This window comes from Stenotrophomonas sp. (assembly GCF_032056425.1).
Lineage (GTDB): Bacteria > Pseudomonadota > Gammaproteobacteria > Xanthomonadales > Xanthomonadaceae > Stenotrophomonas.
Genome location: NZ_DAMBCN010000008.1, coordinates 18,609 through 37,309, shown reverse-complemented (window position 1 = coordinate 37,309; position 18,701 = coordinate 18,609). Strand labels below are relative to the sequence as shown.

Below are 18,701 nucleotides of genomic sequence, written 5' to 3'. Positions count from 1 at the left end.
CGGTAGCGCCGGGCCATCCCCGGCGAGCGCAGCGGGCACCGCAGTCTCGGCGGATTTCTGCCAGATCCCCGTCAACACCTTGACGCGGCGGCCCTATAATGGCCGCCTCGATCAAGGAGTGACGACATGAGCGGTCCGGCACGGCGGAAGCGGTGGGGTTGGGCGGCAGCTGTACTGGCAGGAGGCCTGTTGCTGGGCCTGGCCGGCTGCCGCAACGACAGTGGGCAGCTGCCCAAGGCCAGTGGTGAAGCGATCACCACCCAGGCCGAGCAGGTGAAGGACTTCACCCTGCTGCGCGCCTATCCGGACCAGAAGAATGACGGCCTGTCGCTGGCGCTGGAGTTTTCGCGCCCGCTGGTCGGCACCCAGGATTTCGACAAGCTGGTGCGCTTTGAAGAGAAGGTCGGTACCGAGGACAGCAGCTGGACCCTGTCCGATGACGGCCTGACCCTGCGCTACCCGTTCGTGGAGGCCGGCAAGGAATACAGCCTGGTCGTGTCCCCGGACCTGCTGGCCGCCGATGGCAATCGCCTGGGCAAGGAGCTGAAGCAGAAGGTGTTCAGTGGCGAGCTGAAGCCGGTAGCCGGTTTTGCCTCGCAGGGCAGCGTGCTGCCGGCCAAGGAAAGCCGCGGCCTGCCGGTGGTGTCGGTGAACGTGCCCGAGGTGGACGTCGAGTTCCTGCGCGTGCGCGAAAAGGACCTGCCGACCTTCTTCAGCCAGTACCAGCGCGGCGGCCGTCGCGGCAGTTGGGAACTGAGCAGCGACTACGAGCGCAGCCCGATCAACAAACTGGCCGAGCCGGTCTACGTCAACCGCTTCATTCTGGGTGGCAAACAGAACGAGCGCGTTCTGACCTACCTGCCGACCCAGGACATCAAGGAACTGCAGGAACCGGGCCTGTACTTCGCCCTGCTCAAGCGCACCGGTGATTACGAAGGCGAATTCGATACCGCGTTCTTCTCGGTCAGCGATATCGGCCTGCACACCCGCGCCTACAAGGACAAGCTGTTCGTCCACACCGCCTCGCTGAAGGATGGCGCTGCGCTGAAGAGCGTGGAGCTGCGCGTGCTGGACGCCAAGGGCGAGGTGGTGCTGAAGGGCAGCACCGACGGCAAAGGCAACGCCCTGCTGAACTACACCCTGGACGCGGCCCACGTGCTGGTGGCCAGCAGTGGCAAGGACACCAGCTTCCTGCCGTTCAACCAGCCCGCGCTCGATCTGAGCGAGTTCGCCGTGGCCGGCCGTGACAACGCCTGGTTCGATGTCTACGCCTGGTCCGGCCGCGACCTCTACCGCCCGGGCGAGACCGTGCGCCTGTCGGCCCTGCTGCGCGACAATGACGGCAAGCCGGTGAAGCCGCAGCCGGTGTTCCTGCGCCTGAAGCAGCCCGACGGCAAGACCTTCCGCGAAACCCGCCTGCAGCCGGGCGAGCAGGGCTACATCAACTTCGAGCAGGTCATTCCCGCCGAGGCACCGACCGGGCGCTGGCAGGTCGAGTTCCGTACCGACCCGGCCAGCAAGGAAGCGATCCAGGGCATGACCCTGCGCATCGAGGAGTTCCTGCCCGAGCGCATGAAGCTGGACCTGGACAGCGCGCAGAAGACGCTGAAGCCGGGCGAGGAACTGCGCCTGCAGGCCAACGGCGCCTACCTGTATGGTGCGCCGGCCGATGGCAACCGCTTCACCGCGCGCATGGCCGTGGCCGCCGAGCAGAAGCCGGTGGAGGGCCTGCCGGGCTACTTCTTCGGCGACCCGACCCTGCAGCTGCCGCGTGATGCCAAGGACGTGATCGATACCACCCTGCCGGGCAACGGCCAGCTGCGCCAGGACGTTGCGCTGCCCGAAGAGGCGGCCAGGGCCAAGGCGCCGATCGCCGTGGTGCTGTCGGGCAGCTTGTACGAGACCGGTGGCCGCACGGTCACCCGTACCCTGAAGCGGGTGATGTGGCCGGCCGATGCGCTGGTCGGCGTGCGCCCGCTGTTCAATCCCGACGATGGCGCCGATTCCAATGGCAATGCGCGCTTCGAGCTGCTGCGCGTGGATGCGGCAGGCACGCCGAAGCCGGCCAAGGGCCTGAAGGTGACCCTGGTGCGCGAGCTGCGCGATTACCACTGGACCTTCAACGACAACCGCTGGGACTACGATTTCACCCGCCGCTTCGAGAACAAGGAAACGCGCACCGTCGATGCCGGCAGCAGCGCGGTGGCTTTCGATTTCCCGGTAGAGTGGGGCGAATACCGCGTGGATGTGTTCGATCCGTCCACCGGCCTGACCAGTCGCTATCCGTTCCGCGCCGGCTGGAGCTGGGGCGATGACAACCGTGGCCTGGATGCGCGCCCGGACAAGGTCAAGCTGGGCCTGGACAAGACCGGTTACAAGGCCGGTGACACCCTGCAGGTGACGGTCACCCCGCCGCATGCCGGTAAGGGCCTGCTGATGGTTGAATCTGATCGCATGCTCTACGTGCAGGAGATCGACGCCAAGCCGGGTGCCACCTTCAAGATTCCGGTCACGGCCGACTGGGAGCGCCACGACGTCTACATCACCGCGCTGGTGTTCCGTGGCGGTACCGCACCCAGCAAGATCACCCCCGCCCGCGCGGTAGGCGTGGTGCACGTGCCGATGGACCGCAAGGGCCGCACCGTGGCCGTGGGCCTGGTCGCGCCCAAGCAGATGCGTCCGGAACAGGAGCTGCCGGTGACGGTCAGCGCACCGCAGCTGGCCGGCAAGACCGCGCACGTTACGGTCTCGGCCGTGGACGTGGGCATTCTCAACATCACCCGCTTCCCGGTGCCCGACGCCGGCGCGCATTTCTTCGCCCAGCGCCGCCTGGGCATCGATGCCTACGACATCTACAGCCGGGTGATCGAAAGCTTCGACGGCGGCAGTGGCAAGCTGAAGTTCGGCGGCGACATGGGCCTGCAGGCTCTGCCGCAGGCCAAGCGGCCGACCGCGCGTGTGCAGACCGTGGACCTGTTCTCCGGCCCGGTGCAGCTGGATGCCAAGGGCATCGCCCGCATCCGCCTGAAGGTGCCTGATTTCAATGGCACCCTGCGCGTGTCGGCGCTGGTCTACAGCGATGACCAGTACGGCAAGCGTGACGTGGAAACCGTAGTGCGTGCACCGATTCTGGCCGAAGCCAGCATGCCCCGCGTGCTCGCCCCGGGCGACCGCAGTACGGTCACCCTGGATGTGCAGAACTTCACCGGCAAGCCGGGCGCGTTCAACGTGCGGGTGGAAACCGAAGGTCCGCTGTCGCTGGCCGAGGGCACGCGCAGCGTGCAGTTGAATGCCGATGCCAAGAGTACGCTCAGCTTCCCGCTGTCCGCGCGCGATGGGCACAGCGTGGCCAAGGTGCGGGTGAGGGTGGACGGCAACGGCTTCAAGGCCGACCGCCGCTATGAGCTGCCGGTGCGCGCGGCGTGGCCGCAGGTAGTGCGCTCGCAGGTGCGTACGCTCGATCCGCTGGCCGCGGTCAGCCTGGATGGCAGCCTGACCGAGGGCCTGATGGCCGAATCGGTGAACGCGCGCCTGCTGGTCAGCCCGCTGCCGCCGATTCCGTTCGCCAGTGCGCTGCAGGGCGCATTGAACTACCCGTATGGCTGTGCCGAACAGACCACCAGCAAGGGCTACGCGGCGCTGATCCTGGACCAGGCCACTTCGTCGATGCTGGGTGCCGATGGCCTGGATGCCAAGACCCGTCGCGAGCGCATGGAAGGCGCGTTCGGCCGACTGGCATCGATGCAGGTGGCCAACGGCAACTTCTCCATGTGGGGTGACGATGGCTACGTGAACCCGTGGCTGACCCCGTATGTCACCGAGTTCCTGCTCGATGCCAAGGACGCCGGTTTTGCCGTGCCGGACAACGTGCTGCAGAAGGCGCTGAACCGCCTGAGCGAGGACCTGCTGTCCGGCGGCAATCAGTTCTACGGCCAGGACGAACGCGAGAAGCTGAAGTTCGCCAACCAGGCCTATTCGGGTTACGTGCTGGCGCGGGTCAACCGTGCCCCGCTGGGCACCCTGCGTACGCTGTACGACAACGAGCGCAGCAAGGCGGTTGGCGGCCTGTCGCTGGTCCACCTGGGCGTGGCGCTGTCGCTGCAGGGCGATGCCAAGCGCGGCCAGGCCGCACTGGCGGCGGCCTTCGCCAAGTCCAGCAGTGAACGGCCGTCATACTTCGGCGACTACGGCAGCGCGATCCGTGACGACGCGCTGATGATTGCGCTGACCCACGAAAACAAGCTGGCCAAGCCGGCCTGGGATGCCCGCGCCGTCGATCTGGGCCGTGGCCTGGATGCGCGCCGCAATGCCGGCTGGATGTGGCTGAGCACCCAGGAACAGGTAGCTATCGCGCGCCTGGGCAAGGCGCTGTCGGCCAACCAGAAGGCGCTGGTCGCCGGTGAGCTGGTGATCGGTGGCAGCACCGAAGCGATTGGCGAGCGCAAGCTGTTCGGTCGCAACTTCAGCGCTGGCGAACTGGCCAGCGGCGTGCGCTTCAGCCCGCAGGGGCAGCCGCCGATGTTCGCCAGCATCGACGTGGCCGGCATTCCGCGCACGGCACCGGCACCGGACAACAGCGTGCTGGGCGTGGAGCGCAGCTACTACGGCACCGATGGCAAGCCGTGGACGCCGCGCCCTCTGAAGGAAGGCGAGGCGCTGATCGTGCGCGTCACCGTGACCGCCGATACCACCATGCCCGATGCGCTGCTGACCGACCTGTTGCCGGCCGGCCTGGAAATCGAGAACTTCAACCTGGGCGATGCCAAGCAGTGGGCCGACGTGGTGGTCGATGGCATCACCATCAGTGACCGTGGCGAGGCAGCCGATACCAAGCATGAAGAGTTCCGCGACGACCGCTACGTCGCAGCGCTGAAGCTGTCCCGTGGCAGCAAGGCGAACGTCTTCTACCTGGTGCGCGCGGTCACCCCGGGTACCTACATGGTGCCGCCGCCGCTGGTGGAAGACATGTACCGCCCGCAGCTGCGTGGCGTTGGTCGCAGCAACCCGACCACGATCACGGTGGTGCAGCCGTGATTGCGCGGACGGGCCGCGATGGCGCGGCCCGTCCTGCTGACCGCAGACCATGAAGCGATCGATCAGAACGCGGCTGGCGGCCCTGCGCCCCCAGCTGCAACCGCTATGGCCCTGGCTGCGCTGGGGTACCGCTGCCGCACTGGCGTTGCTGCTGGTGCTGGATTGGGCATTCCCGCCGCCACTGCCGAAACAGCGCGACACCAGCACGCTGGTGGTGGCCGCCGACGGCAGCCCGCTGCGTGCCTTCGCCGACGCCGAAGGCGTGTGGCGTTACCCGGCCACGGTGGACAGCGTGTCGCCGCTGTATCTGCAGGCCCTGCTGACCTACGAGGACCGCTGGTTCTGGACGCACCCGGGTATCAACCCACTGGCAATTGTCCGTGCCGGTGGCCAGCTGCTGCGTGGTGGCCACATCGTCTCGGGTGGCTCTACCCTGACCATGCAGGTGGCGCGCATCCTCGACCCGCATTCGCGTACGCCTTGGGGCAAGCTGAAGCAGATGCTGCGTGCAGTGCAGCTGGAAGTGCATCTGTCCAAGGCGCAGATCCTGGCGCTGTACCTGGAACGGGCACCTTACGGCGGCACCATTGAAGGGGTGGAGGCGGCCAGCTGGGCCTACCTCGGCAAGTCGGCTGCGCAGTTGTCGCATGCCGAGGCCGCGCTGCTGGCGGTGCTGCCGCAGGCGCCGAGCCGGCTGCGTCCGGACCGTCACCCGCAAGCGGCGCAGAAGGCGCGCGACAAGGTGCTGGCACGCATGGCCGCACAGGGCGTGTGGTCGGCCGACGAGGTGGCCGATGCGCGCATCGAGAACGTGGTGGCACGCTCGCTGCGGCCGCCGATGCATGCGGCCCTGCTGGCGCAGCGGCTGCACGCCACCTATCCGGGCCAGGCGCGCATTGAAAGTGGCATCGACATCGGCCTGCAGCGCACCCTGGAAGAGCGCGTGGCCAGCTATTTTTCCGGCCTGCCCGAGCGCACCTCGGCCGCGCTGCTGGTGGTGGACAACCAGACCCTGCAGGCGCGCGCCTATGTCGGCACGCTGTCCTTCGGTGATCGGCAGCGGCTGGGGCACGTGGACATGGTGCAGGCCTGGCGCTCGCCCGGTTCCACCCTCAAGCCCTTCCTGTATGGCATGGCGCTGGACGATGGGCTGATCCATTCGGAAAGCCTGCTGGTGGATGCACCGCAGAGCTTCGGCAGCTACCGGCCCGGCAATTTCGACATGGCCTTCAATGGGCCGGTGGGTGCATCGACCGCGCTGCGTCTGTCATTGAACGTGCCCTCGGTGGATCTGCTGCAGCGGGTGGGGGCGGCGCGTTTTGCCGCGCGACTGTCGCACGCCGGCATCCAGCTGCGCTTCCCGCCGGGTGCGCAACCCAATCTGTCGCTGATTCTCGGCGGCACCGGTGCACGCCTGGAGGACCTGGTGGGGGCGTTTTCCGCACTGAACCGCAACGGCATCGCCGGTCGCGTGCGCTACACCGCCGACGAGCCGATGGTCGAGCGGCGGCTGGTCTCGCCGGGCGCGGCGTGGATCGTGCGCGAGATGCTCGAATCCAATCCACGGCCAGGCTATGGCGTGGGCACCTTCGATGTCGGCGGGCGCCCGCGGGTGGCGTGGAAGACCGGCACCAGCTACGGCTTCCGCGATGCCTGGGCGATCGGCAGCACCCGCCATTACACCGTGGGCGTGTGGGTGGGACGGCCCGACGGCACGCCGCTGCCCGGCCAGTACGGTGCGGTGACCGCCTTGCCGCTGATGTTCGAAGTCGTGGACAGTCTGCCGCGCCAGCGCGGTGATTCGGCGGCCGCGCCAATGCCGGCCAGCGTCAGCGAAGCGGATGTGTGCTGGCCCACCGGTGAGCGCGCCGAGGGGCTGCCAGCGGCACTGTGCCAGCGACGCATGCCGGCGTATCTGCTGGATGGTTCAGCGCCGCTGACGTTCCCCGAACGCGAGGCGCGGCGTTGGCAGCCAGGACGGCAGCGCTATGTGGCCGACGCGCGGACCGGGTTGCGTCTTTCGGCCGATTGCAGCGCGCCGCATGTGCAAGTGCCGGGTGAGATCGCGCGCTGGCCGGCGCTGCTGTCGCCGTGGCTGGCCAAGGCCACGCGCGATGCCTCGCAGCTGCCGGCGCTCTCCCCGGATTGTCGTGACGATGGCCGCGAGGCCAGCGTGGCCCTGCACATTGATGGACTGAACGACGGCGCCGCACTGGCGCGTGCGCCCAATGCCGAACACGGCGTGCGCCTGCAGCTGCGCGCACTGGGCAGCGAACAGCGGGTGGACTGGCTGCTGGATGGTCGTTGGATCGCGCAGACCCAGGGTGCGCAGCTGATGCAGCGCGAGTTTGCCGAGCCCGGCGCACATACCTTGACCGCGCTGGCGTCCGACGGCGCCTGGACCCAGGTGCGGTTCAACGTGCTGCGGTAGCGCCGGGCCATGCCCGGCGGCACCGTCCGGATCACATCGCCAACGCCGGGCATGGCCCGGCGCTACCGGTGCCGCTACTTCCCGATCCAGCCATCGAGCAGATCGGCGAACTCATCGGCGTGTTCTTCCTCCTGCGCCAGGATCTCTTCCAGGATGCGCTTGGTGGTGGTGTCGCGGTCGCCGATGAAATTGATCATCTCGCGGTAGCTGTCGATGGCGATGCGCTCGGCCACCAGGTTTTCCCGCACCATGTCGCGCAGATCGCTGCCTTCCTTGTACTCGGCGTGCGAGCGCGCCGAGAACGTGTCTGGATTGAGGTCCGGTTCGCCGCCCAGCTGCACGATGCGTTCGGCCAGCTTGCCGGCATGGGCCTGTTCCTGCTGTGCGTGCTCCAGGAATTCGGCCTTCACCGCATCGGCCAGCATGCCCTTGGCCATGAAGTAGTGGCGGTAGTAGCGCAGCACGCACACATACTCGGTGGCCAGTGCATCGTTGAGCAGCTTGATGACCGCCTTGCGGTCGGCGCTGTAGCTGTCGGTGATGGCACCGTCTTCGATGTTGCGGCGGGCCCGCTCGCGCAGGGCCTTGCGGTCGCTGATGGCGGTGACGGTAGCGCTGGGCTTGCTGGTCTTGGCTGGCTTGGTGGACATGGCTGGCCGTTTCCTCTGGTTGGGGCTAAGTGGGCAGGTGCTCCAGCACGTACTGCGCCGAAGACACTTCAAATTGACCGGGTTCCTCGATCCACAGCGCCTGTACAACGCCGTCGTCGGCGTACAGGGCGAAGCGGCGCGCGCGGATGCCCATGCCCGAGGCACTGGCATCGAGCTCCAGGCCCAGGGCGCGGGTCAGCCCGGCATTGCCGTCTGACAGCATCAGCAGGCCATCGGGCACGCGCTGGTCGGCCGCCCAGGCCTTCATCACGAACGGATCGTTGACCGCCATGCAGTAGACCTCGATGCCGCGCTGGCGGAAAGCCTCGAACGCCTCCACGTAGCCGGGCAGGTGGCGCGCCGAGCAGGTGGGGGTGAAGGCACCGGGCACGGCGAACAGCACGACCTTGCGGCCGTCGAACAGGGCGTGGGTATCGAGGGTTTCGACGCCTTCGCGGATACGCTTGAGGGTGACTTCCGGAATGCGGTCGCCGACGTGGATGGTCATGGGAACTCCTTGCGGGGGCAGGCTAGAAGGGTGGGTGGGATGAACGCGTCAAGACATTGGAAACCCGGCGTGCACGCCCCATCTTGGAACGTTGCGGCGGGGGCCGCCAGCGTCAGCGTGCCGCACGGGTGTGGCGGCAGCATTGCGCAGGATCAGTCGGCCTCACCAAGGCCGCACGGTGCGCGGCGTAGCATCGCCGGCGCGTAGAATGAACCCGGGGCGGCGCCACCGGCGCGGCCGAAGCAGATCGAGGTAGCTGGATGGAATTCAAGGATTACTACGCCACCCTGGGGGTGGAGCCGAGCGCGGGCGATGCGGAAATAAAGACCGCCTATCGCCGCCTGGCGCGCAAGTACCACCCCGACGTCAGCAAGGAGGCCGGGGCGGAAGACAAATTCAAGGCGGTGAACGAGGCCTACGAGGCGCTGCGTGACCCCGAGAAGCGTGCGGCCTATGACCAGCTGCGCGCGCAGGGTTACCGGCCCGGCGAGGAGTTCAACGTTCCGCCCAACTACGGCGGTGGCGGCTTCAATTTCGAGGAAGTGTTCGGCGGCGGCGGTGGTGCCGGCGGCGGCTTCAGCGATTTCTTCGAAAGCCTGTTCGCACGCCAGCGCGGCGGCCAGGGGCCGGGCGCCGGCCCGGGCTTCAGCAGCCAGGGCCACGCGCCCAACCGCGATACCCGAGCCAAGCTGTCGGTGCCGCTGGAAGCGGCCTACAAGGGCGACAGCCTGCGCATCACCGTCAATGGCAAGCAGCTGGACGTGCGCGTGCCCAAGGGCATCCGGCCCGGGCAGGTGATCCGCCTGGCAGGGCAGGGCAACCACGGCGGCAACCTGTTGCTGGAAGTGGAATATGCCGCCCACCCGCAGTTCGAGGTGGACGGGCGCAACATTCTGTACACCCTGCAGGTGACGCCCTGGCAGGCCGCGCTGGGTACCAGCATCAGCGTGCCGACCCTGGGCGGTAGCGTGGAGCTGAAGATCCCGGCCGATTCCGATGCCGGCCGCAAGCTGCGCCTGCGCGGTCGCGGGTTGCCGGGCAACCCCGACGGCGACCAGATCGTGGAGCTGGAGATCGTGGCCCCGGCCGCGACCGACGATGCGCAGAAGAAGGCGTACCGCAACCTGGCCAAGGCCTTCGGCGAAGCGATCTGACCGGCTGGAGGAGCGCCGGCGGCGTGCGCCGTCGGCGAAACGATCTGAAGGTAGCGCCGGGCCATGCCCGGCGGTTTTGACCTGTAGAGTCGAGCCATGCTCGACTGCCGTAACCAACAGCAGTCGAGCATGGCTCGACTCTGCAGAAACGGTTTCAGCCCTGGCCGGCGAACACGCGCTCCAGCACTTCGGACAGTTCGTCTTCCGAGAACGGCTTGGTGATGTAGGCCTTGGCGCCCTGGCGCATGCCCCACATGCGGTCGGTGTCCTGGTCCTTGGTGGTGACGAGGATCACCGGGATATGCCGGGTCGCTTCGTCGCGGGCCAGCGTGCGGGTGGCCTGGAAGCCATTGAGGTTGGGCATCACCACGTCCATCAGCACCAGGTCGGGCAGCTCGGCCTTGGCGGTTTCCACGCCGGCCGCGCCATCGGTGGCGGTCAGGATCTGGTGCCCGAGCTTCTCGACGATGCGCTGTATCCCCAACAGCTGCGACGGTGAATCGTCGACGATCAGAATGCGTGCCATGTTGTTCCCCATGTGTTGCCCGCAGTGTAGTGCGGGCATCGTGATGGCGGGAGGGGCGCGCCCTGCCGTCCGTCGCCTGCCTGCAACGCTCAGTCGATCCGCACCACCGTGCGCCCCAGCGACCCGCCGGCCAGCATGCGTTCGAATACGCCGGGCAGTTCGTCCAGGCCTACTTCAGCGGTGCAGATGCGATCCAGGTGCTGCGGCTTCCACGCGCCGCCCAGCTTGGCCCATACCGCTTCGCGCAGATCGCGCGGGGCGCTGGCGGAGGACACCCCCAGCAGCGACACGCCGCGCAGGATGTACGGCATGACCGTCATCTCCAGCGCCGGGCTGGCGGCCAGGCCGGCGCTGACCACGCTGCCGTAGGGCACGGTCTGTGCCAGCAGGCTGGCCAGCATCGGGCCACCGGCATTGTCCAGGCCACCGCCGAAACGGGCCGACTGCAGCGGGGCGGTGTCCGCCAGCGCTTCGCGCGGCAGCACCTCGGCCGCACCAATGTCGCGCAGGAACCCCGCCTGTTCGGGCTTGCCGCTGATGGCATGCACGCTGTAGCCGGCGCGGCTGAAAATATCCACGGCCAGCGCGCCCACCCCGCCACTGGCGCCGGTAACTGCCAGCGGACCGTGCCCGGGGGTCTGCCGGTTGTCCTGCAGGCGCAGCAGCGCCAGTGCGGCGGTGAAGCCGGCGGTGCCCAGTACCATGGCCTCGCGCGGGGTCAGGCCGCTGGGCTGGGCGATCACCGCGTTCGATTCCAGGCGCACGTACTGGCTGTAGCCGCCGTCGCGGGTCTCGCTCAGGCCGCAGCCGGTGGCCAGTACGGCGTCCCCCTCGCGCCAGGCCGGGTCGCTGGAGGCCACCACGGTCCCGGCCACGTCGATCCCGCCCACCAGCGGGAAGCGCCGCAGGATCCGGCCCTTGCCGGTGCCGGCCAGGGCGTCCTTGTAGTTCACCGAGGACCAGTGGGCGCGGATCAGCACCTGGCCGGGGCTGAGGTCGTCAACGCCCAGCCGGGTCAGGCCACTGCGGTAGCCGGCGCTGTCATTTTCGATACGGAAGGCGGTGAACGGGTGGGTGGGGGCCATCGGCGCTGCCTGACTTCGAGGAAAACACAACCTTACCGCGTCACTCCCCTTTCAATCCTGCCGGTCCGCCCCATCTTGTATGATCGGAGATGGTTCACGGCTGGCGTTGCGGGAAGGGCCCGCGTCGCAGCCCATATCTTGATGGAGCGTGCATGGCCTGGAATACACCCGGCGGCAACAAGGGCGGACAAGGCCCCGAGGACAATCGACGTGGGCCGTTCCGGTCGCGCGGCGGTGGCAATGGCGGTGGCTGGGGCGGTCTGCCCGGGCCGCTGAAGGATCTGTTCGACGGGGGCATCCTGCGTTGGGTGGTGGCGGCCGTGGTGCTGCTGGTGCTGTTCTCCAGCTTCCAGCTGATCGGCGAACAGCAGCGCGGCGTGGTGCTGCGCTTCGGCCAGTTCTCGCGCATCCTGACTCCTGGCCCGAACTTCAAGCTGCCGTGGCCGATCGAATCGGTCACCAAGGTCAATGCCACCGAGATCAAGACCTTCTCGATCCAGGTGCCGGTGCTGACCCGCGACGAGAACATCGTCAACGTCTCGTTGAACGTGCAGTACCGCATCGACGACCCGCAGCAGTACCTGTTCGGCACGGTCGATGCCAACCAGGTGCTGGAGCAGTCGGCGCAGAGCGCGGTGCGTGAGGAAGTCGGCCGTGCCGACCTCAATGCCGTGCTGAACAACCGTGGTCCGCTGGCCGTGGCCGCCGAAGAGCGCCTGCAGGCGCTGCTGAAGGCGTTCAAGACCGGTCTGACCGTGACCGGCCTGACCCTGCAGGACGCCCGTCCGCCGGAAGAAGTGAAGCCGGCCTTCGACGAGGTCAACGGCGCCCAGCAGGTCAAGGAACGCCTGATCAACGAAGCGCAGGCCTATGCCGCCAAGGTGGTGCCGGAAGCACGCGGCCAAGCCTCGCGTGCCCGTACCACCGCCGAAGGCTACAAGCAGGCAGTGGTGTCCAAGGCCGAGGGTGACGCGCAGCGCTTCAGCCTGTTGCAGGCCCAGTACAAGAACGCCCCGGAAGTGACCCGCAAGCGCCTGTGGCTGGAGACCGTGCAGCAGGTGTTGAGCGAGAACCGCAAGGTGATCGGTGGCGATGGCCGCCAGCTGATCTACGTGCCGATGACCGGCGATACCCGCCCCAGCGCCTCGGCGCCGGCCCCGGTGGTGAACCCGGAGGTGGTGATGCCGTCGCTGCCGGGCGCCACGGCGGTGGAAGCTTCCCGTGACCCGGGCCGGCCGGTCGGCCGCCCGACCGGGCGACCCAGTGGCCGTGAGGAGGGCAGCCGATGAGAAGTTCGATGTGGATTGCGGTCGCCGTGGCGGCCCTGCTGGGCCTGCTGGGCTCGGTCTATGTGGTGCGTGAAGACCAGACGGCGATGGTGCTGAACCTGGGCAAGGTGGTCCGTTCGGACATCAAGCCGGGCCTGCACTTCAAGCTGCCGGTGGTGGAAACGGTGCGCGTGTTCGATCGCCGCTTCCAGGTGCTGGACACCGCGCCGGCCCGCTACTTCACCGCCGAACAGAAGGACGTCAGCGTCGACTTCTTCGCCATCGGCTATATCTCCAACGTGGGCGACTATTTCCGCGCCACCGGTGGCGACCCGCGCGTGGCCAATGCCCGTCTGCAGCCAATCATCACCGATTCGCTGCGCAACCAGATCAACTCGCGCACCCTGCAGCAGCTGGTGTCCGGCGACCGCAGCGAACTGATCGCAGCGCAGTTGAAGGACATCAATGATGCGGTGGCCGGGCTGGGCATGCAGATGATCGACCTGCGCATCAAGCAGGTGGACCTGCCGACCGACAGCCAGGTCATCAACGACGTGTACGAGCGCATGCGCGCCCAGCGCAAGCAGGAAGCGGCCAAGCTGCGTGCCGAGGGCGAAGAGCAGTCGCTGACCATCCGCGCCCAGGCCGACCGCGACAGCACCGTGCTGATCGCCGAGGCCGAGCGTGATGCGCAGCGCCTGCGCGGTGAAGGCGATGCCGATGCCGCACGCATCTACGGCCAGGCCGGCGCTGCCGACCCGTCGTTCTACGCGTTCTACCGCAGCCTGGAGGCCTACCGTGGCTCCATGACCGACGGTAACGGCGTGATCGTGCTGGACAAGAACGACCCGTTCCTGCAGTACCTGAAGAACGACCGCTGAGTTTCACGCATCACCCACGGGGCCCGGCCAACTGCCGGGCCCCGTGCTTTTTCCGGAGTTCCCCCCATGAAAGACCTGTTCGCGGCCCTCTGCCTGGTGGCGGTGCTGGAAGGGTTGCTGTTGTTTGCCGCGCCGCTGGCCTGGAAGCGCATGGCCGAGCGCCTGCTGGACCTGCCCAGCCCGGCCCTGCGCAGCTTCGGTGGGCTGGTGCTGCTTGCCGGGCTCAGCCTGCTGTGGTGGGCCCGGCATTAGCCGGGGTCGGATCCCTTTCCACGGGGAAGGGCTCTGACCCCATCCGGGCGACCCTTTCCAGGCGCCTGACCGGCCGGTGAAGCCGTCCGTCGGAAGGGTGGCAGCGGACCCCGGAAACCCGGATAATGCACAAAAGCCGGACGGGCCTCCCCGTTCGGCTTTTTCCGTGTCTGGGCCATCCATCGCCGGCCGCTCCCCGTTTGGAGCCGCCACCCACGCGCTGGCCAGCCCCGCCACGGGTCAACCGTCCGCGGCCCCGATGGCCGCAACAAAATCGAGGAGCCCGTCATGGGTCAGTCTGTCGTAGTGTTGGGTGCCCAGTGGGGCGATGAAGGCAAGGGCAAGATCGTCGATCTGCTCACTGAGGAAATCGGCGCCGTCGTGCGCTTCCAGGGCGGCCACAACGCCGGCCACACGCTGGTCATCAACGGCAAGAAGACCGTCCTGCACCTGATCCCGTCGGGCATCCTGCGTGACGATGCGCTGTGCCTGATCGGCAACGGCGTGGTGATCTCGCCGGCCGCACTGCAGAAGGAAATCGCCGAGCTGGAAACCTCCGGCGTGGAAGTGCGTTCGCGCCTGAAGATCTCCCCGGCTGCGCCGCTGATCATGCCGTACCACATCGCCCTGGACCAGGCGCGCGAGCGCGCTGCCGGTGGCAAGGCGATCGGCACCACCGGTCGCGGCATCGGCCCGGCCTACGAAGACAAGGTGGCGCGTCGCGGCATCCGCATCGCCGACCTGCATTACCCCAAGCAGCTGGAAGAACTGCTGCGCACCGCGCTGGATTACCACAACTTCGTGCTGACCAAGTACCTGGGCACCGAAGCGGTCGATTTCCAGAAGACCTACGACGAAGCGCTGGCCTTCGGCGAGTACGTGCAGCCGATGAAGTCCGACGTGGCCGGCATCCTGCACGACCTGCGCAAGCAGGGTAAGCGCGTGCTGTTCGAAGGCGCGCAGGGCGCTCTGCTGGACATCGACCACGGCACCTACCCGTACGTCACCAGCTCCAACACCACCGTCGGTGGCGCGCTGGCCGGTACCGGCGTGGGCGCCGATTCGATCGACTATGTGCTGGGTATCGCCAAGGCCTACGCCACCCGCGTCGGCGGCGGCCCGTTCCCGACCGAACTGGACGATGAAATCGGCCAGGGCATCCGTGACCGCGGCGCCGAGTACGGTGCCTCCACCGGTCGCCCGCGTCGCTGCGGCTGGATGGATATCGTCGCGCTGAAGCGCGCCGTGGCCATCAACGGCATCAGCGGCCTGTGCATCACCAAGCTGGACGTGCTGGACGGCATGGAAAAGCTGAAGGTCTGCATTGCCTACGAATACAACGGCAAGCGTACCGAGTACGCGCCGCTGGACGCGCAGGGCTGGGAAGACTGCACGCCGGTGTACCTGGAGTTCCCGGGCTGGAGCGAGAACACCCACGGCATCACCAACTGGGACGACCTGCCGCCGGCCGCACGCGCCTACCTGCGTTCGCTGGAAGAGCTGGCCGGTTGCCCGATCAGCATCGTTTCCACCGGCCCGGACCGCGACCACACCATGGTCCTGCAGGACCCTTTCGCCTGAGGTAGCGCCGGGCCCTGCCCGGCGTCGCTGCAAGGAGAAGCCCCGCGCAAGCGGGGCTTTTTCGTTGGACCCGCCCGGTAGCGCCATTCCATGCCGGGCGAGGCACTTGCCAAATACCCAATGTGGGCATAATAATGCCCAATATGGGTATCTCTGCCGCCACCGCTTCTTCATCCGGCCCCATCGGCCTGGCCGACGCGCTGTTCACCCAGACCCAGCAACGGGTGCTGGCCCTGCTGTTCGGGCAGGACCGCAGCGATTTCAGTATTTCCGAACTGATCAGCGGCAGCGGCGCCGGCTCGGGCGCCGTGCAGCGCGAAGTGGCCAAGCTGGTCGCCAGCGGCCTGGTGAACCAGCGCAAGGTCGGCAACCAGAAGCGCTACCGGGCCAACGCGCAGTCGCCCATCCACGCCGAACTGGTGTCACTGGTGCACAAGACCGTAGGCCTGGCCGGCCCGCTGCGCGACGCATTGCAGCCGCTGCAGAGCCAGATCACCTGCGCATTCGTGTACGGATCAGTGGCCAAGCGCAGCGACACCGCGCACAGCGACATCGATCTGCTGCTGGTGTCCAACACCTTGGGCTATGCTGACCTGATGGCCGCGCTGGACCCGCTGGAGGCCCGCCTGGGGCGGCCGGTGAATCCGACGCTGTACACGCACGACGACCTGAGCGAGCGCCTGCACAAGGGCAATGCCTTCCTGCAGCGGGTGCTGGAACAACCCAAGCTGTGGGTGATTGGAGGAAAGGATGACCTCGCCTTTGCAGAACCTGGTCGGGCCGGGTAAGCCGCTTTCGCTGGAACCGCCGGATGCGCGCGAGATCGAGGGTCTGCAGCGCTCCGGCCTCGCGCGCTTGCGCGACGCACGCAATGCCACCCTTTCGCTGGAAAGCCGTTTCGACCTGGCCTACAACGCGGCCCACGCGCTGAGCTTGGCGGCATTGCGCGGGCAGGGCTACCGGCCCAGCAACCGCTACATCGTATTCCAGTCACTGAAGCACACCCTGGGCGTTGGCCCGGAGGTCTGGCGCGTGCTGGACAAATGCCACCAGCAGCGCAACCTGGCCGAGTACGAGGGCGAACTGGATGTCAGCGGTCGCCTGGTCGAAGATCTGATCGCCGCCTGCGAGGCGGTGCGGGTTGCTTCGGGTCTCTAGAGCAGCGGGCGCTAGAACAACGGGTAGGGATTGATCGATTCACCCTTCCACCATTGCTTCTCCGGCCCCAGCACATGCACTTCGAAATGCAGGTGCGGGGCATCGGCGCTGGCATTGCCGGTGCTGCCCACATAACCGATCACATCGCCGCGCTTGATGGTCTGCTTCTCCGCCAGACCATCGGCGTAGCGCTGCAGGTGCGCGTAGTAGTAGCACCATTGCCCGCTGGGCTCGAACTGGTAGACGGTCAGGCCACCGCGCTCGCTGTCGAACAGCTTTTCCACCGTGCCGTCGGCTACCGCCAGTACCGGCGTGCCGGCGGGCGCCATGATGTCGATGGCATCGTGCACGCGGCCTTCGCTGCGTGCATCGGTGAAGGTATCGCGCAACTGCGTGCGCTGCACACCCTGCACCGGCAGCAGCAGCCCTGTCGGCTGCGTTGGCGCTGCGCCCGTGGCGGGCGGCACCGGCCGGGTGGGTGTGGCCGGCACCGCCGCGGCTGGCACTGCTGCAGCTGCAACGGGCGCGGCCTGCACTCCTGGCGGCGCAGGCGCAGGCGCAGCATCACGCCGCAGCCACCAGCCTAGCCCCAGGCCGAGTACCACTCCCAGCACGATCAGCTGCGAAAGCCGCATGGCATTACTCCTGCATCACTACGGGCACCGATTCATCCACCGCATCGGCCACGCGCAGCGCATCCCAGTTGGTCATGCGCACGCAGCCATGCGATTCGGTCTTGCCCACGTGCCCCGGTTCGGGGGTGCCGTGCAACCCGTAGTGCGGCTTGGACAGATCGATCCAGACCCGGCCGACCGGATTGTTCGGGCCCGGCGGAAGGGTCGCCTTCTTGTCGCCCTTGCGGGCGTCCCAGAACAGCTTCGGGTTGTAGTGGAAGGGCGGGTCGCGGAACACGCCGAGGATCTTCCATTCGCCGATGGGCAGCGGGTCGTGTTCGCTGCCCGAGGACACCGGCACCTGCGCGATCACCTTGCCCTGCGCGTCGAGCAGCTGCAGCGTGGAATCGGATTTGTCGATCAGCACCTTGGCCGCCTTCGCCAGCGGCGCCGGTGCGATGTTGGGTACCTGGATGCGACTGCCGGCCTTGCCCAGGTCCACGCCGGGGTTCAGCGCTTTCAGCAACTCGGGCGAGGCGTGGAAGCGCTCACCCAGCGCTTCTTCCACGCTGGCGTACCCCAGCGCCTTCAACTTGGCCTGCGCGGCCGGCGTCTTCGGAACCGCTTGGAACGGCCCGGCCACGTCTTCGGCGGTCAGCGTGTAGCTGGCCAGCGGCGCCGTGGCATCGGCCTGCAGCGCCTTCCAGGTGGCATCGTCCAGCTCGCCGGTCACCGTCAGCCCGTGCGCCGCCTGGAAGCCTGACACTGCGCGGCGCTGGTTGCTGCCCACTTCGCCATCGATCTGGCCGGGAGAGAAGTTGGCGCGGTCCAGCAGCACCTGCGCGTGCAGCGGCGAGCGCAGTGCGGTGTCCGGGCCGGCCTTCTCGGCAATGGGGGCGGGCAGGCCGGCAGGCGGTGCTTGCGCGAACGCAGGGCTGGCCAGCAGCGAAAGTGCAAGGACGGCTACACGGGGTGACAGCATGGAAAACTCCTGCGGGGTGCGCAGCCACCATGCCTGTGCCCCGCGGCCAGCCTGCGTGAACGCCCCGGCGTGGGTGTGTGAAGCGCGGACGTCAGCGCGAAGCCGTCTGCTCGCTTTCAGGCGGCGCAACCCGTTGCAGCTGCAGTACGCCGAACACCACTTCGGCTGCGGTGAACAGCAGCACGATGCTGCTGGCCCCGTGCACCACGGCATATACCTGCCAGACAGCAAACAAGCCGCGCGCAACGGCATCCAGGCGCCCCATCAGCACGCTGGGCGCCCACCAACGCGCCAGTGACCACACCACGACCACCGATCCCAACAGGTTGGCCAGCAGCATGTGCAGCGGGTCCAGCGCGGGCACCGTGCCGGGCAGCGACCAGGCGGCGGCCAGCGTGGCCATGGCCGCGTGCACGGCGGAAAAGCCCCACGGCAGGGCGAAGGGCAGGGTGACCACGAGGTCGTAGGCGGCGCTGGCACGGACGATACGGAGATAGGAGGACAGCTGCATGCGGCACGCATTTGGTGAAAGAGCGCCTACTCTCAGCCCTGAAGTAAACTTCAAGGTCAAGCCGTG

General features: G+C 67.6%; 16 protein-coding genes. 9 read left to right on the top strand and 7 right to left on the bottom strand.

The window, feature by feature from the left end; genetic code table 11:
- The first annotated feature begins 126 nt into the window (after positions 1–126).
- Together RTY46_RS07680 and pbpC are read left to right on the top strand one after the other, a co-directional pair.
- Positions 127–5,034 (top strand): alpha-2-macroglobulin, encoded by a 4,908-nt coding sequence (locus tag RTY46_RS07680; protein WP_312707582.1) that lies wholly within the window; start codon positions 127–129, stop codon positions 5,032–5,034.
- A gap of 49 nt (positions 5,035–5,083) precedes the next feature.
- Positions 5,084–7,465 (top strand): penicillin-binding protein 1C, encoded by a 2,382-nt coding sequence (gene pbpC, locus RTY46_RS07675; RefSeq protein WP_312707581.1) that lies wholly within the window; start codon positions 5,084–5,086, stop codon positions 7,463–7,465.
- Between the two features lie 74 nt (positions 7,466–7,539).
- Here pbpC and RTY46_RS07670 read toward each other — a convergent pair whose 3' ends face one another.
- Both RTY46_RS07670 and RTY46_RS07665 read right to left on the bottom strand, forming a co-directional pair.
- Positions 7,540–8,115, bottom strand: coding sequence for a ferritin-like domain-containing protein (locus RTY46_RS07670; protein WP_312707579.1), 576 nt, complete (start codon positions 8,113–8,115; stop codon positions 7,540–7,542).
- Between the two features lie 25 nt (positions 8,116–8,140).
- Entirely contained in the window at positions 8,141–8,623 is a 483-nt protein-coding gene (locus RTY46_RS07665; RefSeq protein ID WP_312707578.1) for a peroxiredoxin, read from the bottom strand.
- Positions 8,624–8,883: 260 nt separating this feature from the next.
- On the opposite strand from RTY46_RS07665, the gene RTY46_RS07660 reads away from it, so the two are divergent.
- On the top strand, positions 8,884–9,777 hold the full coding sequence (locus RTY46_RS07660; protein WP_312707576.1) for a DnaJ C-terminal domain-containing protein: 894 nt from the start codon (positions 8,884–8,886) through the stop codon (positions 9,775–9,777).
- A 154-nt stretch (positions 9,778–9,931) separates the two neighbouring features.
- Here the strand turns inward: RTY46_RS07660 and pilH are convergent, their stop codons facing one another.
- Entirely contained in the window at positions 9,932–10,303 is a 372-nt protein-coding gene (gene pilH, locus RTY46_RS07655; RefSeq protein WP_005410644.1) for a twitching motility response regulator PilH, read from the bottom strand.
- Positions 10,304–10,392: 89 nt separating this feature from the next.
- A complete protein-coding gene (locus tag RTY46_RS07650; RefSeq protein WP_312707574.1) occupies positions 10,393–11,388 on the bottom strand; it encodes a YhdH/YhfP family quinone oxidoreductase in 996 nt (331 codons plus the stop codon).
- 152 nt (positions 11,389–11,540) lie between these two features.
- Here RTY46_RS07650 and hflK point away from each other — a divergent pair, with 152 nt between their 5' ends.
- The 6 genes from hflK to RTY46_RS07620 all read left to right on the top strand — a co-directional run bounded on the left by hflK (position 11,541) and on the right by RTY46_RS07620 (position 16,528).
- A complete protein-coding gene (gene hflK / locus RTY46_RS07645) occupies positions 11,541–12,677 on the top strand; it encodes an FtsH protease activity modulator HflK (protein WP_312707572.1) in 1,137 nt (378 codons plus the stop codon).
- Complete coding sequence (locus tag RTY46_RS07640) at positions 12,674–13,537, top strand: protease modulator HflC (protein ID WP_312707570.1); 864 nt, start codon at positions 12,674–12,676, stop codon at positions 13,535–13,537. Before hflK ends, RTY46_RS07640 begins: the two co-directional genes overlap by 4 nt.
- Positions 13,538–13,603: 66 nt before the next feature.
- A complete protein-coding gene (locus tag RTY46_RS07635) occupies positions 13,604–13,789 on the top strand; it encodes a DUF2065 family protein (protein ID WP_108750746.1) in 186 nt (61 codons plus the stop codon).
- Positions 13,790–14,077: 288 nt separating this feature from the next.
- The gene (locus RTY46_RS07630; protein ID WP_108753832.1) at positions 14,078–15,370 is read left to right on the top strand and encodes an adenylosuccinate synthase; all 1,293 of its coding nucleotides are present in this window, start codon (positions 14,078–14,080) and stop codon (positions 15,368–15,370) included.
- Between the two features lie 143 nt (positions 15,371–15,513).
- On the top strand, positions 15,514–16,158 hold the full coding sequence (locus RTY46_RS07625; protein ID WP_312707568.1) for a transcriptional regulator: 645 nt from the start codon (positions 15,514–15,516) through the stop codon (positions 16,156–16,158).
- On the top strand, positions 16,121–16,528 hold the full coding sequence (locus RTY46_RS07620) for a hypothetical protein (RefSeq protein ID WP_108750742.1): 408 nt from the start codon (positions 16,121–16,123) through the stop codon (positions 16,526–16,528). The genes RTY46_RS07625 and RTY46_RS07620 overlap by 38 nt, the downstream gene beginning before the upstream one ends.
- A gap of 11 nt (positions 16,529–16,539) precedes the next feature.
- On the opposite strand, the gene RTY46_RS07615 is transcribed toward RTY46_RS07620, so the two are convergent.
- From RTY46_RS07615 to RTY46_RS07605, 3 genes are all read right to left on the bottom strand, one after another.
- Complete coding sequence (locus tag RTY46_RS07615) at positions 16,540–17,163, bottom strand: M23 family metallopeptidase (RefSeq protein ID WP_312707566.1); 624 nt, start codon at positions 17,161–17,163, stop codon at positions 16,540–16,542.
- A 4-nt stretch (positions 17,164–17,167) separates the two neighbouring features.
- Positions 17,168–18,124, bottom strand: a complete 957-nt coding sequence (locus tag RTY46_RS07610) for a L,D-transpeptidase family protein (RefSeq protein WP_312707563.1) — start codon at positions 18,122–18,124, stop codon at positions 17,168–17,170.
- A gap of 91 nt (positions 18,125–18,215) precedes the next feature.
- The gene (locus RTY46_RS07605) at positions 18,216–18,635 is read right to left on the bottom strand and encodes a hypothetical protein (protein ID WP_312707561.1); all 420 of its coding nucleotides are present in this window, start codon (positions 18,633–18,635) and stop codon (positions 18,216–18,218) included.
- Between the last annotated feature and the right edge of the window lie 66 nt (positions 18,636–18,701).

What these genes read in the sequence shown, in the direction of transcription:
- RTY46_RS07680 (WP_312707582.1), top strand. Translation starts at nt 127, where the DNA reads ATGAGCGGTCCGGCACGGCGGAAGCGGTGGGGTTGGGCGGCAGCTGTA.
- pbpC (WP_312707581.1), top strand. Translation starts at nt 5,084, where the DNA reads ATGAAGCGATCGATCAGAACGCGGCTGGCGGCCCTGCGCCCCCAGCTG.
- RTY46_RS07670 (WP_312707579.1), bottom strand. Translation starts at nt 8,115, where the DNA reads ATGTCCACCAAGCCAGCCAAGACCAGCAAGCCCAGCGCTACCGTCACC.
- RTY46_RS07665 (WP_312707578.1), bottom strand. Translation starts at nt 8,623, where the DNA reads ATGACCATCCACGTCGGCGACCGCATTCCGGAAGTCACCCTCAAGCGT.
- RTY46_RS07660 (WP_312707576.1), top strand. Translation starts at nt 8,884, where the DNA reads ATGGAATTCAAGGATTACTACGCCACCCTGGGGGTGGAGCCGAGCGCG.
- pilH (WP_005410644.1), bottom strand. Translation starts at nt 10,303, where the DNA reads ATGGCACGCATTCTGATCGTCGACGATTCACCGTCGCAGCTGTTGGGG.
- RTY46_RS07650 (WP_312707574.1), bottom strand. Translation starts at nt 11,388, where the DNA reads ATGGCCCCCACCCACCCGTTCACCGCCTTCCGTATCGAAAATGACAGC.
- hflK (WP_312707572.1), top strand. Translation starts at nt 11,541, where the DNA reads ATGGCCTGGAATACACCCGGCGGCAACAAGGGCGGACAAGGCCCCGAG.
- RTY46_RS07640 (WP_312707570.1), top strand. Translation starts at nt 12,674, where the DNA reads ATGAGAAGTTCGATGTGGATTGCGGTCGCCGTGGCGGCCCTGCTGGGC.
- RTY46_RS07635 (WP_108750746.1), top strand. Translation starts at nt 13,604, where the DNA reads ATGAAAGACCTGTTCGCGGCCCTCTGCCTGGTGGCGGTGCTGGAAGGG.
- RTY46_RS07630 (WP_108753832.1), top strand. Translation starts at nt 14,078, where the DNA reads ATGGGTCAGTCTGTCGTAGTGTTGGGTGCCCAGTGGGGCGATGAAGGC.
- RTY46_RS07625 (WP_312707568.1), top strand. Translation starts at nt 15,514, where the DNA reads ATGGGTATCTCTGCCGCCACCGCTTCTTCATCCGGCCCCATCGGCCTG.
- RTY46_RS07620 (WP_108750742.1), top strand. Translation starts at nt 16,121, where the DNA reads ATGACCTCGCCTTTGCAGAACCTGGTCGGGCCGGGTAAGCCGCTTTCG.
- RTY46_RS07615 (WP_312707566.1), bottom strand. Translation starts at nt 17,163, where the DNA reads ATGCGGCTTTCGCAGCTGATCGTGCTGGGAGTGGTACTCGGCCTGGGG.
- RTY46_RS07610 (WP_312707563.1), bottom strand. Translation starts at nt 18,124, where the DNA reads ATGCTGTCACCCCGTGTAGCCGTCCTTGCACTTTCGCTGCTGGCCAGC.
- RTY46_RS07605 (WP_312707561.1), bottom strand. Translation starts at nt 18,635, where the DNA reads ATGCAGCTGTCCTCCTATCTCCGTATCGTCCGTGCCAGCGCCGCCTAC.